This is a genomic window from Streptomyces sp., from assembly GCF_031181555.1.
Classification (GTDB): domain Bacteria; phylum Actinomycetota; class Actinomycetes; order Streptomycetales; family Streptomycetaceae; genus Streptomyces; species Streptomyces fimbriatus.
In genome coordinates this window covers 1-15,805 of sequence record NZ_JAPSKQ010000152.1, presented here as the reverse complement: position 1 = coordinate 15,805, position 15,805 = coordinate 1, and the positions used below count along the sequence as shown (strand labels likewise).

The 15,805-nt window shown below is 70.9% G+C and carries 11 protein-coding genes and 2 pseudogenes; 5 read left to right on the top strand and 8 right to left on the bottom strand.

The window, feature by feature from the left end; all coding sequences use genetic code 11:
- The 4 genes and pseudogenes from RIM90_RS24955 to RIM90_RS24940 form a co-directional block, all read right to left on the bottom strand.
- Window positions 1–290: pseudogene (locus RIM90_RS24955) on the bottom strand (SMI1/KNR4 family protein); the annotation flags it as partial.
- Between the two features lie 277 nt (window positions 291–567).
- Window positions 568–1,677 carry a serine hydrolase domain-containing protein gene (locus tag RIM90_RS24950; protein ID WP_309063002.1) on the bottom strand — a complete coding sequence of 370 codons (1,110 nt, stop codon included), beginning with the start codon at window positions 1,675–1,677 and terminating at the stop codon, window positions 568–570.
- Window positions 1,678–2,266: 589 nt separating this feature from the next.
- Window positions 2,267–2,850 (bottom strand): annotated as a pseudogene (locus tag RIM90_RS24945) (hypothetical protein); the annotation flags it as partial.
- 49 nt (window positions 2,851–2,899) lie between these two features.
- Window positions 2,900–4,516 carry an ADP-ribosyltransferase domain-containing protein gene (locus RIM90_RS24940; protein WP_309063001.1) on the bottom strand — a complete coding sequence of 539 codons (1,617 nt, stop codon included), beginning with the start codon at window positions 4,514–4,516 and terminating at the stop codon, window positions 2,900–2,902.
- A 189-nt stretch (window positions 4,517–4,705) separates the two neighbouring features.
- Here RIM90_RS24940 and RIM90_RS24935 point away from each other — a divergent pair, with 189 nt between their 5' ends.
- Window positions 4,706–5,383 (top strand): macro domain-containing protein, encoded by a 678-nt coding sequence (locus RIM90_RS24935; protein ID WP_309063000.1) that lies wholly within the window; start codon window positions 4,706–4,708, stop codon window positions 5,381–5,383.
- A 126-nt stretch (window positions 5,384–5,509) separates the two neighbouring features.
- On the opposite strand, the gene RIM90_RS24930 is transcribed toward RIM90_RS24935, so the two are convergent.
- Window positions 5,510–6,538, bottom strand: a complete 1,029-nt coding sequence (locus tag RIM90_RS24930; RefSeq protein WP_309062999.1) for a LacI family DNA-binding transcriptional regulator — start codon at window positions 6,536–6,538, stop codon at window positions 5,510–5,512.
- A 303-nt stretch (window positions 6,539–6,841) separates the two neighbouring features.
- On the opposite strand from RIM90_RS24930, the gene RIM90_RS24925 reads away from it, so the two are divergent.
- From RIM90_RS24925 to RIM90_RS24910, 4 genes are all read left to right on the top strand, one after another.
- A complete protein-coding gene (locus tag RIM90_RS24925) occupies window positions 6,842–8,347 on the top strand; it encodes an alpha-N-arabinofuranosidase (protein ID WP_309062998.1) in 1,506 nt (501 codons plus the stop codon).
- A gap of 56 nt (window positions 8,348–8,403) precedes the next feature.
- Window positions 8,404–9,750 (top strand): ABC transporter substrate-binding protein, encoded by a 1,347-nt coding sequence (locus tag RIM90_RS24920; RefSeq protein ID WP_309062997.1) that lies wholly within the window; start codon window positions 8,404–8,406, stop codon window positions 9,748–9,750.
- 85 nt (window positions 9,751–9,835) lie between these two features.
- Complete coding sequence (locus RIM90_RS24915; RefSeq protein WP_309062996.1) at window positions 9,836–10,723, top strand: sugar ABC transporter permease; 888 nt, start codon at window positions 9,836–9,838, stop codon at window positions 10,721–10,723.
- The gene (locus RIM90_RS24910; RefSeq protein ID WP_309062995.1) at window positions 10,720–11,649 is read left to right on the top strand and encodes a carbohydrate ABC transporter permease; all 930 of its coding nucleotides are present in this window, start codon (window positions 10,720–10,722) and stop codon (window positions 11,647–11,649) included. The genes RIM90_RS24915 and RIM90_RS24910 overlap by 4 nt, the downstream gene beginning before the upstream one ends.
- Here the strand turns inward: RIM90_RS24910 and RIM90_RS31615 are convergent.
- The 3 genes from RIM90_RS31615 to RIM90_RS24895 all read right to left on the bottom strand — a co-directional run.
- Window positions 11,535–11,975, bottom strand: a complete 441-nt coding sequence (locus RIM90_RS31615; RefSeq protein WP_375165541.1) for a hypothetical protein — start codon at window positions 11,973–11,975, stop codon at window positions 11,535–11,537. The genes RIM90_RS24910 and RIM90_RS31615 overlap by 115 nt on opposite strands.
- A gap of 124 nt (window positions 11,976–12,099) precedes the next feature.
- Window positions 12,100–15,408, bottom strand: coding sequence for a hypothetical protein (locus tag RIM90_RS24900; RefSeq protein WP_309062994.1), 3,309 nt, complete (start codon window positions 15,406–15,408; stop codon window positions 12,100–12,102).
- A partial coding sequence (locus RIM90_RS24895; RefSeq protein WP_309062993.1) for a hypothetical protein occupies window positions 15,405–15,805 on the bottom strand: 401 nt, incomplete at its 5' end. The genes RIM90_RS24900 and RIM90_RS24895, both read right to left, overlap by 4 nt.

Sequence of the window (15,805 nt, the reverse complement as noted above, 5' to 3'; positions counted from 1 at the left end):
CCCGGCTCCAGGAGGCCGGCCGGCTTCTCCTCGCCCGCGTCCCACAACTCGGCCAGGACTTCGTCCCGTTCCGCGGTCTGCGCGTGCAGGTCGCAGTCGTCGTACGCGGAGTCGGGAACGAGCAGCCGGATCGTCTCGTCGAAGACCCCGTCGCCGTACGTCTCGACGAGCTGCTTGTAGTCGAAGGGCAGAGCAGTGCCGAGGGCACGCTCGGCCGTCGCCCAGTCCACCGCGGGTGGCGGGGCAGCGGGCGGCGGGCAGAGGCGGACGAGGGCGTCGAGGGCGGTCACGGAGCGGACGTTACCGGAGGTCCGGCTGGTTCGTAAGAAACGGCCTAGCCGGTGAAGGGGTCCTCCAGCGTCGGGACACCGGGAACCCCGTCGTGGCGCTCTCAGCTGAACTCATGAGGAATACAGCACATGGCTGCTGAGTATCTGGCCACTGTTTCCTCGGGGGCTCCGTGGCGACGTCGTGGTGGCAGCGGCGTTGCGGCGGGGCTGTACGCCTCCCACCGGGGTGGTGCGGCCCTGATCACGGCCGCACCATCCCGGCGGTCGAGGAACCCGGCTACGGGACGGATGCCGGGGCCGTGCTTCCCTTGCCGCACATCGCTTGCCGGTGCAGCGTCGACAGGGCGTCGTCGATGGGGTGGTGCCGCGGCGTCCCCGAGGCGTCAACCCTGTTCCACCTCATGAGGTTGATCGCGACGGACATCTGCCGCTTGCCGTCGGCCCGGGTCAGGGACACCGTGCCCGCTCCCCAGGCCGTGCCGTCGTGGCCCCAGAAGGTGCCGCACCCGGGCATGGTGACCTTGTGCAGACCGAGGCCGTACTCGGTCGTCGTGCCGTCCAGGGCGCGGACCGGGAGCGTGCGCTGCATCTGTGCCAGGGACGACCGGTTGACGATCTTGCCGTCGAGCAGCATGCCGTAGAAACGGTTGAGGTCCTCCATGGTCGACACCAGACCGGCACCCATCGTCACCCAGGACATGTTGTAGACGCTGTAGTCGCGCGGCGGGTCGATCAGACCCCACAACGCCTCGTACATCCGCGAGTGCGGGCCCTTGATACGCGGCCCGTCCGGAAACCCGGTGTGCCGGAGCCCGGCACGCTCGATGACGTTCCGGGTGATGTACTCCTCGGCCGTGGTGCCGGTGACGTGTTCCAGGAGTTGGCCGAGGATCTCGTAGTTGGTGTTGGAGTACATCCCCGTCGGGCCTCCGGGCTCGCCGGTGGGAGGCGCCGAGAGGCCCATCTCGATCAGCTCGGCGGGACGGAACTTCCTGAACCGGTTGTCGTCCAGGCTCTTGGCCGAGACGTCCGGCCCGGAAGGGAACCCCTGGAGGGACGGGAACGCGTAGGGGATGTACTCGGCGATGCCGCTGGTGTGGTTGAGCAGCATCCGGACCGTGATCTTCCTGCCGCGCTCCCCCGGCACCAGCCGCGGCAGATAGCCGCCGATCGGCGCATCGAGCCGGATCCGGCCCTGCTCGACCTGTTGCATGATCGCGGCGGCGGTGAAGGTCTTGGTGATGCTGCCGATGCGCTGCCGCATGTCGGGCCGGACGGGACGGCCGGTCCTGACGTCGGCGACTCCGGAAGCGCCGCGCCATGTCCGGCCGGCATCGCGCACCTCGGCGTACACCCCCGGCATCCCTGCGTGGTGGACGGCGTCCATGGCGGACTCCAGCCCCGCGGGATCGAAGCCGGTCGCCGGGCTCGTGCCGCCGGCCGGTACGGTCCCGGTCTCGTCGGCCGCGGGAACCGCCGTCACCGTGCCCGCACTCACGATCAGCGCGGCCACGCCCGCACATAACACCAGTCGCATCTTCAAGACACGTGTCCTTCCGTGGTCAAGGATGTGGCAACAAAGGGCTCGCTCTTCACCGTGGTGTTCGACGTCCACGGCTCACCCGGCCGGAGGGATGAACGCTTCGGGTCCGGGCCCGTACCGGTAATCCTCACGATCACCGCCCGCAGGGTCACCCGCCATCCGTCGCACATCCGACCCCGATGGCGCGCCGATCGGCGTGCCGAGCCGCGGCGCGGGGGGCGCGAACCTGTCATGGCCGGCTGACCGGCCTCAGCCCGGCCCATGGCGCCGGCCTCCATGACCTGTGCTGAACTGGCGGACGTCTTCGCGGACTTACGCGCCGCCCGCCCCGTTCAAGACCCGCAGCGCCGCGGCTTCGTCGCTCTGCCGCGTGGGCGGAGCCTCCATGGAGTCGGCCGCGGGAGAGGGGCGGTGGCCGGTGGGCGAGGGCGGTTCACGCCGGGGTGACGTGCATGCCGCCACCGGCCAGGACATCCAGGACCTCGGCGAACAGGTCGTAGGACTGGCCGTCCGGTGTCAGGGCCCGGGACAGGTGCTCGCGTGCCGTTGCGGCGTCCCGCCAGAGCGGAGTTGCGGGGGCCGTGTGGCCGAAGGTACCGCGCAGGCAGTCGTCCAGGGCGGCCAGGCAGCCGCCGAAGCAGCCGCCCGGCCCGTTCACGGCCTCGCCGAGCGCGAGGGAGAGGCCCGGCTCGTCGGTGATGTGCCGGCCGTCGAGTTCGTGGGCATGACCGGCCGGCCGGTCGGGGTCGGTGCGCCGGCGGATCCGCCCTTGGACCAGGTCGAGCCAGGCCCCCGGCACCGGGTGTCGAGGGCGGCCCAGGCACTCCGGGTGTCCGGCGGCCCGGCGAGCCATCGCTCCCCCACGGGCCGGGCGTATGCGGGCACGGGTGTGAAGGACCCACCGTCGAGCTCCAAGTCGGTCAGAGCCGTCCCGCAGGAGGATGGGCGCCGGCCGCTGACTCCGGTCCACAGCAGGCGGTCGGCGAGCGGCTCACCCTGGTCGTTCCGTGTCTCCAGGCCCACAGCGAAGCCATTTCCCCTGTCCGGTCAGTGCGCAGTGCACACCTCAGGACACCAGGGGCTGCTCCTCCAGTTCCGTGAGCCTGACGGTGCACAGGCCGCCGCGCCCGGCCTTGACATCCGTCACCTTCAGCTGGGTGCCGGGCAGGAGGATGAACTCTTCCTCACCGGTGAACGCCGAGAAGTCGCGGATGCCCACGGCCCGGGCGGGAACCACCTCGAACAGCGTCCGCTTGCCGCGGCTGCCGAGGAACGCCTTCGCCACGCCCAGCTCGGACGTGCACGAGGACACGCCCCACCAGGTCACGGTCCGCCCGAGCGGGTACTGCGCACGCAGGTCCAGTGACACTCCGCGCCACAACGGCTCGGTCCGGACGGGGAGGTGCGACACCGCCGAGAACAGCAGCCGCAGATACGGCAGGTACGGGACGAGTCCGGTCCGGTCCGGGGAGCGCAGGACGGCGTTGATCTCCCGGTAGAACGCGGACTCGCAGGTGTAGAGGTAGAGGGCGGCGATCGCGTCGGCGGACAGGCCGCGGGACGCTTCGTCCGCTCTCCGCTTGCCGACCTCGTGCGACCGGTCGACGTGCCGGTCCAGCCCGGGCAGCAGCGCGGCGACCGGGGCGACGGCTTCGCGGAAGTCCATGAGCGGGGTGTCGAACACGCCCGTGACCGGGGGAAGGACGAGCCCTTCGTCCCTGACGCCGGAGAGCCGGTCGAGGTAGAGCTGGTGCAGCTCCATGGTGGACGCGATGAACGCGCCCATACGGTCGGCGATGTCGTCGTCGGTGCCGCCGGTCTGCGCCGGGAGCTTGTTCCAGCCGGTGCTCGGCAGCCAGTCGATCTGGTCGGCGCCCAGCGACGCGAGGGCGTCGTTGACCATCCCGAAGTGGTCTCCGTCGCAGAAGATGTCCCCCTGCGCCGCGGGGTTGGCGTGGTCGATGTGCCGGACCTCGACCTCGGGATACTTCTTCTGCAGCTCGAGAACGACCTTCTTCAGGCTGCGCGCGTGCGCCCCCCACCACGCGAAGACGACTCCGCGGTCCTCTTCGTCGGCGTTCTGCTTGGCCTTGAGGATCTCCTCGACGATCCGCTCGGCGACCGGTCGCCAGAACCTGGTGTGCCGGTCCGTGCCGACCGCCCCGTCGCTGCTGGCCGTCAGCGCCGCGTTCAGCAGCAGCACGCCCTGTGTGAGCATCGCCTGGAACCACTCGGGCGGCTGGACGGTGTCCTGCTTCTTCAGCAGCGCGCGGATGTCGGCTATCGGGGTCTTCTTGGGAATGCCGTACTTCCACATCGCCGCCGCCTTGATGATGCAGCGGATGCTGACGACCCTGCCGAACTGGCTGTCCTTCCAGTCGTGGAAGGTGTTGTCGAACATGGCGATGCCGGTGGCGCTCTCCGGCCGCGGGTACGGGTTCTGGCCGAAGATGACGACCTTCCACTTGTGCGGCGCGTTGGGCTTGAGCGCCTGGAAGGTCAGTTCGCGGACGGGGACGACCTCCGGGCTGCGGTCCGGGCCGATGAACGCTGCCGCGTCGGGCTGCGCCTCGATGACCGGTCGCAGCAGCGGGAGCCACGGTTCACCGCCTCCCTGGAACAGTTCCGCAAGGGCCAGCGGGTCGTTCGGGTCGGGCGTGGCGGGCGTGCGGGCATCGCTCATGGCGGAAGGGCTCCGAAGGGTCAACTGTGCTGGTGCAACGCCTTGTTGGCGAAGTGTCCGCGAGGATATGCCGACCCACTGACAGTCCCCCTCGGTTCGTGGAGGCGCCGGGTCGGGGCCGGGGGCTCTGTCAGTGGGGCGCGATAGCGTCCCGATCAGTTGAGTGATCGTTCCCGATCGGAGTGAACCATGTCCACAGACCGCGCGCAGTCGCCGCTCAGGGTGGTACTGACCGACATCAACACCGCAGTGGTGCAGGCGTGGCGAGCGGCCTTCGCCGACACCCCCGGGATCGAGATCCGCAAGGGCTCGATCGTCGACGAGGACGTCGACGCCTGGGTCAGTCCCACCAACTCCCGGGGGCGGATGGACGGCGGCGTCGACGCGGTCATCAAGCGGTACCTCGGCGCGGGCATCCAGCTGCGGGTGCAGAGGGCGATCCGCAGCCAGTTCGCGAGACGGCTCCCGGTGGGCAGCGCGGTGTGCGTTCCGTCCGGGGCGGTCAAGCCGAGGTTTCTGATCTCGACGCCGACGATGGAGACTTCGTCGCAGAACGTCAGCGAGACCCTGAACGTGGCCCTGGCCTGCGCCGCCGCGTTCCAGGCGGTCCACCAGCAGAACAGGAAGGCGCCCGGAAGCATCCGCTCGGTGGCGCTGGTCGGCATGGGCGCGCAGACCGGCCGGGTGCCGGCGCGGGTGTGCGCCAACCTGATGTGGACGGGCTACACCCTCTTCAACGACCACTCCTTCGAGGACTACGACGACCTGCGCGGCACGATCGTCGCGCAGCTCGACGACATCGAGAGCGCGCCCGTGGAGAAGCGGATCCGCATAGCACCGCCCAAGCGCACCACTTCGCGTCGCTGACGCGGCTCCCGGCCGTCTCTCCCCCGCGCCCCCGGTCCGTCCCGGTGAATGTCCTGCCCGCCCCTGCCGTCGGCTTTGGGGCCCGCCGTCCGCTCGAGGCGGCGGGATCCGCCGGCGCCGGTGGGCTCACCCGCCGACCCAGGTGCTCTCCCGCACCAGCAACCGGTACTCCGCGGCCACCTCCCGCGCGTCCGTGCGCCGCCTGCCCGCACCCCGCACGCCGTGGAGCTGCGCGTCCAGCATCTCGACGGCGACTTGGGCGATCTGTGCCTTGTCGGGTGAGACGGTGGTGAGGGTGGGCGTGCTGTAGCGGCCGTCCTCGATGTCGTCGAAACCGGCGATGGCGATGTCGTCCGGGACCTCCAGGCCCGAGGACAGCGCGGTGCGCAGCGCGCCGAGGGCCAGCAGGTCGTTGAAGCAGAAGACCGCCTGAGGAGGCTGCGGCAGGTCCAGCAGGTGCCGCATGAGGTGGGCGCCGTCGGCTCGGTGGTACGACGCGGTCGGCGGAGCGAGGCGCTCGTCGTAGCTGATGCCCGCGGCCTCGAGGGCTTCGCGGTACCCGGCGAGACGCAGATGCGCGGTGTTCGCGCTGGGATTGTCCTGCCGGCCGATGGCGCCGATCCGGGTGTGACCGCAGGCGAGCAGGTGCTCGGTGACCTCACGGGCGGCGCGCTGGTTGTCGATGGCCACGTGGTGGGTCGGGCCGTCCAGCACGCGCTCGCCGAGCAGGACCAGCGCCGTGGTGTCGGTGCGGGCGGCCAGTTCCTCGCGTCCCACGGCGATCGGGCTGAAGATCAGGCCGTCGATGCGCTGCTCCCGCACGCCGTCCAGGACCTCCCGCTCGCGCTCGGGCCGCCCGTCGGTCTGCTCGATCAGGACGGTCCAGCCGCGGTCGGAGGCGGCCTCGATCACGAAGCGGCTGAGCTCGGCGAAGTACGGGGCGTCCAGTTCGGGCAGGGCCAGGGCGATGACACCGGTGCGCCCCTGCCGCAGGTTGCGCGCCGAGAGGTTCGGCCGGTAGTCGAGCTCGGCGAGTGCCCGCTCCACCTTCTCGCGCGTCGGCGGTGACACGTACGTGTAGCCGTTGACGACGTTGGACACCGTCTTCACGGACACGCCGGCCAGTGCCGCGACGTCCTTCAGACTCGCCCCCACCTGTTCACCTCCATCGCACCCCGTGGGGTGCTTCTGCCCCGTGACACGCCTCACCGTCGCACACCCGGCCGCGGACGGGGCACGCGGGCCCGTCGCGCCGAGGACGGACACAAATCGAAGAACCTGGCCGCTGCCTATTTACGACGCTGTTTCAACGATGTAATCGTAACGGGCAACGGCGGCCCGTGCCTCCCCGGCCATCGGAAGGAACCGCCGTTGCCCGCCCATCGGTGACGTGCGTCACGGCTCGCCGGTCGCACCGCGCGTCACTGGTCCGTGAGAACTTTCAGGGAGCCCGATTCCATGCCCACGGCCCGCCTCACCCTGGATCCGGCCTTCCGGGTCGGGACCGTCGACCGACGACTGTTCGGCTCGTTCGTCGAGCACATGGGCAGATGCGTCTACACCGGGATCTACGAGCCCGGCCACCCCACCGCCGACGAGGACGGCTTCCGCACCGACGTACTGGACCTGGTGCGCGAACTCGGTGTCACCGTCGTGCGCTACCCGGGCGGCAACTTCGTCTCCAACCACCGCTGGGAGGACGGCGTCGGCCCCCGCGAGACGCGCCCCCGCCGGCTCGACCTGGCCTGGCGCAGCGTGGAGTCGAACGCCTTCGGCCTCAACGAGTTCATGGCCTGGGCCGGCAAGGCCGGCGTCGAACCCATGATGGCCGTCAACCTCGGCACCCGCGGCACCGCAGAGGCACTGGACCTGCTGGAGTACACCAACTACCCGGCCGGCACGGCACTGTCCGAGCTGCGCCGCTCGCACGGTGTGGACAAGCCCCACGACGTGCGCATGTGGTGCCTGGGCAACGAACTCGACGGCCCCTGGCAGATGGGGCACAAGACGGCACACGAGTACGGCCGGATCGCCGCCGAGACCGCCCGCGCCATGAAGCGCTTCGACCCCTCGCTGGAACTGGTGGCCTGCGGCAGCTCCAACGCCCACATCGACACGTTCGCCTCCTGGGAGGCGACGGTGCTGGAGCACACCTACGACTTCGTCGACTACGTCTCCCTGCACGCCTACTACGAGCCCACCGACGGGGACACCGACTCCTTCCTGGCCAGCGCCGCCGAGATGGACCGGATGATCGCGTCCATCACGGCCACTGCCGACCACGTCGGCGCGAAGCTGCGCAGCAACAAGAGGATCAGGCTCTCCTTCGACGAGTGGAACGTCTGGTACCAGAGCCGGTTCGGCGGCGAGGACTCACTGGACTGGCGCCCCGCCCCGGAGCTGATCGAGGACGAGTACGACGTCACCGACGCCGTCGTCGTGGGCAGCCTGCTGATCACCCTGCTGCGGCACGCCGACCGGGTGGGGGCGGCCTGCCAGGCCCAGCTGGCGAACGTGATCGCACCCGTCATGACCCGGCCCGAGGGCCCGGCCTGGCGACAGACGATCTTCCATCCCTTCGCCCGGACGGCCCGGCACGCGCGCGGCACCGTCCTGCGCGTCGAACCGGACTCCCCGCTGGTCGACACCGCCAAGTACGGCGAGGTGCCCGCCCTCTGGGCCACGGCCACCCACGACGAGGGCACCGGAGAGGTGGTGCTGTTCGCCGTGAACCGGGACCGTGCGCACCCCCTCACCCTCACCGCCGATCTGCGGGCCTTTCCCGCGGCCAGGGTGGAGGAGCACCTGCTGCTGCACGACACCGACGCCGCGGCGTCCAACACCGCCGACCGGCCCGACCGGGTCCGCCCCCGTCGAATCGCGGGCACCGAGGCCGGGGACGGCGGGCTCACCGTCGAACTGCCCCCCGTGTCCTGGACCATGATCCGCCTGGCCACGCGCTGACCGCGAACCGACCCGTCCTCGAGCCCGGCACGGGCTCACACCCGAGGAGCACCAGAATGACTACCGTCACCTCCCCCGGCCACCCCTCCCGCAGAGCCCTGCTCGGCGCGTCGGCCGCAACCGCCGCCGGACTGCTCACCGCCTGCAGCGGCGGCACCAAGCTCGGTGCGCAGGAGGGCGGGGACTCGGCGCCGGCCTTCAGCGGCGGCGAGTACCAGGGTCCCAAGGTCACCCTGGAGTACTGGAACGGCTTCACCGGCGGTGACGGCCCCTACATGCGGGCCATGCTCGCCTCGTTCAACAAACGCTACGCCGGCCGCATCAAGGTCGAGAACACCACCCGCCAGTGGGCCGACCTCTACCCCGCGCTGCCCACCGCGATCGCCGCCGACAAGGGGCCGGACGTCGCGGTCCTGCACAACGACCAGGTCGCCACCTTCGCCGCGCGCCGCACCCTCGTACCGCTGGACGACGTCGTCTCCGCCCTCGGGCTGAGCGAGTCCGACTTCATTCCCGCCGTCTGGCAGGCCGGCGTCTACGGGGGCAAGCGCTACAGCGTGCCGCTCGACGTGCACTGCCTGGCCGACTACTGGAACGCCCGCCACCTGGAGAAGGCCGGCCTGCAGGAGGCCCCGCGGGACCGCGAGGGCTTCGAGAGCGCGCTGCGCGAGTTGGAGGGCGCCCGCGTCACCCACCCGTTCTGGATGCCCAACAAGTGGCCCGCGCACCTGATGTTCATGACCCTGGTGTGGCAGTTCGGCGGCGAGCTGTACAACGAGGAGGGCACCAAGGCGCTGTGGGGCTCCGACGCCGGCGAGGAGGCCCTGAACTGGATGGTGGAGCAGATACGCAAGGGACACAGCCCCGGTCAGGTCGCGCAGGACGCCCAGTACAACGCCTTCAAGAACAACAAGGTCAGCTTCACCTGGGACGGCATCTGGCAGATCAACGACCTGAAGGAGACCGCCAGGAGCGTCCCCTGGCGGATGTCACCGGTGCCGAACATCGGCGGCACCGACGCCGTGTGGACCGCCAGCCACAATTTCGTGGTCACCTCGCAGGCCACCCGGGACAAGAACAAGGCGCAGGCCGCCAAGTTCTTCATCGACTACATGAGCGCCCGCTCCACCGAGTGGGCCAAGGCCGGAATGATTCCCGCCCGCAACAGCGTGCGCGCCGAGCCGGAGGTCGCCCGGCTGCAGCAGGTCCCGCTCGCCGCGGACGTGGACGTCTTCCGCTTCCTGCCCGCCCTGCCCGGCCTCGGTGACGTGCAGACCAAGGCGCTGGAACTGGCCGTGCAGCAGGCCGTGCTGGGCAGGAAGTCACCGGCCGAAGCGCTCGACGAGGGGGTGCGGACCGCGAACAAGGTCCTGGCCGAGAACAAGCAGAAGTACGCGAAGTGAGGCGGCCCCGGTGGTTCAGCGGCTGAAAGCCGGGCCGTCCACCACACTGGATCGACGGACCCGGGGCGACGCGCCGTCCCGGACCGTGCGCCACCAGTGGTGGACCCCCTACGTGTTCATGGCGCCCTATCTGGTGCTCTTCCTCACCTTCGTGGCGGCCCCCATCGTCTACGGGCTGTGGATCAGTCTGCACGCCTGGGACATCAACGTGCCCGTCAAACCGTTCGTCGGCCTGGACAATTACCAGGAGCTGTTCGACCCGAACGGCGTGGACGGGCCCAGGTTCTGGCAGGCGATGCGGGCCACCGGCGTCTTCACGGCGATGTCCGTGCCCCTCCTGCTCGTGGTGCCGCTGCTGGTGGCCCTGCTCATGAACGGGAAGTTCCGCGGCCGCAACCTGTACCGGGCGGTCTACTTCGCTCCGTACGTCCTGGGCGTCGCCGTGGTCGGCCTGCTGTGGCGCTTTCTGCTCGACGGCAACATCGGCCTGGTCAACCACTACCTCGGAGTCCTCGGGCTGCCCGACGACATCCAGTGGACCACCGACACCCCGGCCGCCTGGTGGGCTCTGGTGCTCGTCACCGTGTGGTGGACGCTGGGCTTCAACGCCGTCATCTACCTCGCCGGTCTCCAGGACATCCCCGCCGAGCTCTACGAGTCGGCCCGGGTGGACGGGGCGAACGCCTGGCAGCGGTTCCGCCACGTCACCCTGCCCGGACTGCGGCCCGTCGCGCTCTTCGTGGTCAACTCCACACTGCTGGCGTCGGCCAACATGTTCGGCCAGTCCTATCTGATCACCGCGGGAGCGCCGGCCGACGAGACCAAGACCGCGATCTACCTGATCGCCGAGACCGGCCTGCGGCGCTTCGAGATGGGCTCGGCGTCGGCGATGAGCTTCCTGCTCGCCCTCGCGCTCATGGCGGCCAGTGCCGTGGTCTTCCGCATCTTCCGCGAGCGGCAGGAGGACCGATGACCGAGATGCACGTCCAGCAGACCCCGCACACCGCACCCGCCGCGGGACCGGGCACGGTGGGGAAGGCGTCCGCTTCCGGCGGTGCCCCCGCGATCGTCGCCCGGCGGCGGCTGCGGCGCTCCCTGCTGCACCTGATCCTTGCCGTGGTCGCGGCGCTGTATCTGAGCCCACTGCTGTACATGCTGGCCACCTCGTTCAAGACCGGCTCCGACGCCGGATCCGCCACGCCGCGGTGGATCCCGTCACCGGCCACCGCGGACGCCTACAGCACGGTCCTCACAGCCACCGACAGTCCCGTGCTGCGCTGGCTGCTCAACAGCGTCCTCGCCGCGACCGCGCACACCGCCCTGGTGCTGGCCACGGCGACCCCGGCGGCGTACGCCCTGGCCCGGATGCGCTTCCGGGGCCGTACGGTGATCTTCACCGCTGTCGTGGCCACGCTGTTCGTGCCGCCGATGGTCCTGCTGATCCCCAACTTCCTGATCGTGAACGAGTTCGCCTGGGTGGACAGCCTGCCGGCGGTGATCGTGCCCGGGGCGGCGAGCGCCTTCGGCGTGTTCTTCCTGCGGCAGTTCTTCCTGACGCTGCCGGGCGAGCTGGAGGAGGCGGCGGAGATCGACGGCTGCAACCGGTGGCAGATCTTCGTCAGGGTGGTCCTGCCGCTGACCAAGCCGGCCCTGGCCACCCTGGGTCTGCTGTCGTTCCTGGCCAACTGGAACGACTTCCTGTGGCCGTTGTACGTCCTGCTCAGCCCGGACTCGCTGACCCTGCCCACCGGTCTGGCGAACTTCCAGGGCGCCAACAACATCCACTACGACCTGCTGATGGCCGGCGCCGTCATCGCCAGCGTCCCCGTGCTGCTGCTGTACGTCGTGGCCCAGCGCTGGGTCATCGAGGGCGTCTCCCGGTCGGGCCTGAAGGGCTGAGGCCCGCCCCGTACGCGCATCGGGTGCCGCATCCCGGACGGGATGCGGCACCCGATGCGACGCCCATGCGGCCTCCTCGCCCAGTTCGGGTCCGGCGTATGGAACCAGGCGTCGAGCCACGGGGCGCCGTCGCCGGGCGCGTCGGCGAGCGGGACGCGGACGGCTTCGTCCCGGCCGCCCTCGCCGGGCGGCGTGTCCCAGAAGGTGCCGTGCTCGCAGGAGGTGTGCAGGCCCTCGCGGCAGAACCGGCAGGTGCCGGCCGGGACCGCGAACGGGGCGACGACCAGGTCGCCCTCCGCGGACGTGCCGACGCTGCTGGAGGGCACCGGGCCGCATGCCGTCATCGCCACCAACGGCGCCGCGGTCCGCTCCCCCGACGGGAGCCGACGCAGAGGTCCCCCAACAGCCATGCGCGTCGCAGAGACCACCTGCGCGGGCGGGCGGTGTCCGTCAGTCGGCTTCGCGCAGGCGTACCAGATCGGCCTCCGCTTCGCGGCACAGTACGCCGGCGTCGAGGAGTTCACGCAGGAGCGGGCTCCAGGCACCGCCGCCCGCTGTCTGGGCGATCGCCCCGACCGCGGTGCACTGGCCGCCGCACCGCCACGAGCGTGCCATCCGGGCCAGCTCCTCCGGTGTGGTGATGCCGTGGTTCACCGCACGTACCAGGAGTTTGACACCCAGGGACGCGGCCGGCCCGCGGACGGGGAGTGCGCCGGACGCGGCGGCCACGCCGTACACCCCGAACACTGCGCGGGCCTCGTCCACGCGGCGCTCCTCGGATGCCTTCAAGACCGATTCGAAGCAGGTCCTGGTGAGCGCCACCCATGCTTTGGCGGGTTCGCCCTCGCAGTCGCCGTTCCCGGCGGCCTCGTTCAGCATCTTCCGGAGCGGCCCGAGGTGCGGCTGTGCTGACTCGGGGTAGCCGCGCAGCCAGCTGTCGAGCGCCGTGTAGAGCGTCTGCCGTTCGCCCGGTGTCGCATCGGCGCCGGTGCAGGTCAGGAGGGCGGGCGCGACCAGGCCTGCGGCGGGGTCCTGTGCGCGCAGCAAGGTGTCGAGCATGGTGACCGTCGCACGGCGGGTGCCGGACCAGCGGGAGGCCAGGAGCGTGCGCCACTGGTCGGCGGTGAGCAGGGCACCCTGCCGCGAGGCAGCGCGGAGGGCCCCGGTCGCCTGTCGGGCGGTGGCGTCGTGCGCCTCGTCGGCGGCGACCCGTACCAGCTCGTCCAGGGCCAGGTCACGCACGGCCTCGCGGTCGGGCACGTCGCGCGAGCCGTGCTTCGGGGCGGTCCGTCGGCGGCGTGACGGTGGAGTGTTCCGGGCCAGCCACCGGTCCAGCTCGGCTTGTTCGTCCGGTGAGGGGAGGGCGGGCCGGAGGCGGCGGCCGAGTCCGTAGAGCACGGCGGCTGCGTCGCCGTCACCACGCGGCGCACCCTTCGTATGCGGTTCGCCGTCTGTGCGGGTGGCAAGGTCCATGCGGATCAGCCGGGTGTACGTGTCCGAGGCGACGGCCGGGTCGGCGCAGAGGTCTCCCACCACCGTGGCCGCGCGGAACCGGGCCTTGGCGGACCCGGCCGTGGGGTCGAGATGGGGCCACAGCCGGTCGCGCAGCCGGGGATGACCGGTGACGAGCCGTACCGCCGAGTGGTGCGCAAGTCGGTCGTCGGGACAGCTCTCGTGGTCGGTGAGCAACGCGTCGAGTACGGCCTCGGGGGCGGAGCCCGTGCCGAGCATGGCGCGGGTGACGAACTCCGCGCCCGCCGCGCGTGGGACATGGACCGTCGGTGGCAGTTCCCAGAGGAAGCGCAGGAACATGTCCGTGTGCGCGGCGGGTGTGCCGGGCGCGAGGAGCAGCCTGATGTATTCCTCGCGGGTCTTGCGTCCGGCCCGTGCGAAGTCGTCCTTGACCGCGTGGACGGTGGCGGCGGAGACCGGCAGGCCGACCGCCAGTGCCGGTTCCAGCATCAGCTGGAGCACCTCGTCGGGCTGCCGGACGACGGTGTCCCCGGCGGGCGGCCAGTCCGCCCGCCGGTCGTGGACGGCACGGATGCCCCGCGCGAGATCGACGGTGTCCTCGCCGCGGTCACGGCGGACGGCCAGCAGTCCGAACAGGCCGCCCGCTTCGGCGGTCCGGGTGTGCGGCAGTTCGCCCAGCCCTCCCAGGGCGGCCTCCCGTGCCGCGGTGAGGCCGTGTCCGGCGACGGTTTCCAGGGCTTCCCAGAGCGAGTGCAGCCGCTGGTCGATCCGGCTCGTGGCCTCGGTCGCCAACGTGGTGATGTAGCTTTCGTTGCCGCAGTTCGCCACGGCGAACGCGGTGTTGCGGAAGACTCCGAAGTCGCCGAGGGGCAGCAGGGGAAAGACGTCCTCGAGCTGGTGGAGGGTGTCCTCCATGCCGACCAGGTGGCGGAGCACGGGCAGCGCAAAGCCGCGCTCCGTGGGGTGGTCGCGCAGTTCCTCGTAGAACTCCCGCCGTTCGTCGTCGAGTTCCACCAGCCACTGGGCCACGGCGTACTCGGCGAGGGTCTGGTGGCGGAACTCGACGACCTGGCCGCGCTCGACGGTGTTCAGGAAGCCGTCGTCGCACAGCTCCCGGAGCGCTGCCCGGATCCGGCCGGCTCCGGTGCCGGACGCGCTTCCGGTCAGCTGTGCCGCGGGAACGCGGTCGTGGAAACGCAAGCGGGAGCGGGAGGCGCCCCAGAGAAAGGCCGCCATGCGCCGGCAGAGCGCCTCCTTGTCCTCGATCCGCTGGTCCGACGCGTCGCCGGAGCCGGTGAGCCGGGTACGGGAGACCTTCTCCTCCCAGTACCTGGCGTACAGGCCGCTGGTGGTCAGGTCCTGTGGGACGTGCCCTCCGGTCTCACCGAAGACCTCGCACACCATGGCGAGGAGCAGGGGGCTGCTGAGCAGCCGCCGCAGCCGGACGTGGGCGCCACCGGCGGACAGCGTGATGAGGCGCTCGCCGAATTCCTCCTCACCGACGGCCGGCCGGATACCGCGGTCGGCGAGGAACTGCCGGGTGAAGTCGACGATCTCGCCCTCGTCCAGGGCGGGCACGTCCTTGTGGACCGCCATCCGCCTGTTCGCCTGTACGGCCGGGATCAGACCGTTCGCGTGGTCCTCGTAGTCACGCGGACGACAGGTCAGCACCACGGTGATGCCGATGTCGACCAGCTCGGAGAGGTACGAACTCAGCGCCTTGCTCCAGCGGGGCGACAGCAGCAGGTCGAGGGTGTCCAGGAGGAGTACGGGCCGCTCACCCGCGTACTGCTGGATCGCCGCTGTGAGCAGGCCCGACCCGGCTGCCGCACCGAAGGCGTGGTCGAGGACGGTGGTGGGGGACGCGGGGTGGAGCGGGTCACCCGGGCGGGGTACGGGCACGGCAGGTTGAGTGTCGGGGAGAACGACCTGGTCGCAGCGGACGAGGACGGCGGGGAGCCGGCGTCCGTGCGGGTCCTCGCCGGTGTTCGCGCCTGCGCCCGGGTTGACGCTGTCGCTGTCGCACAGCAGCTGGAACAGGTGGCCGAGCAGGACGGTCTTGCCGGATCCCGCTTCCGCGACGACCGACAGCAGGCCGCCCTGACCGGAGGCCCGCATGTCCCGGATGATCGGGAGCAGCGTATCGATGACGTACGAGCGTGCGAGGAGCGGCACGCGCTGCGGGGCGAACTGCCTTTGCAGAGCGAACTGTTCGGAGCGGAACCGGCGTTCGGGCGCACTCCAGGCCGGGTCGTCGGCGGGACGGTCGCCCAAAGTCGTGGTCACGCGGCGGACACCTCGGTGGTCTCGGCGATCCTCGCCGTCTCCTCGACGGCGTGCGCGAGCGCTTGCGCGCTGGGCAGCGGGGTGCTCAGCAGGGCGGCGCACAACGGGAGTTCGGCGTGCAGGCCGGCCAGCGAAGCCTGGACCTCGGTGCGGTAGGCGCTTTCCCAGCGCAGCTGGTTCAGCCCCGGCGCGTACGCCTCGGTCGCGGCCTGGCGCAGTACGGCGCGGAGCTGGTCGAGCTGGGTGCGCTTCTGCAGATCGGCGACCTGGCGGTTGGCGTGCTCGGCGGCGCGGTTCGCCTGCTCGGCGAGGCGGTTCGCCTCCTCGGCGACCAGGACGGCCCGGTCCGCCCGTTGTACCGCGTGCCGGGCCGAGCGCGCCTGGGACCAGGCGAACA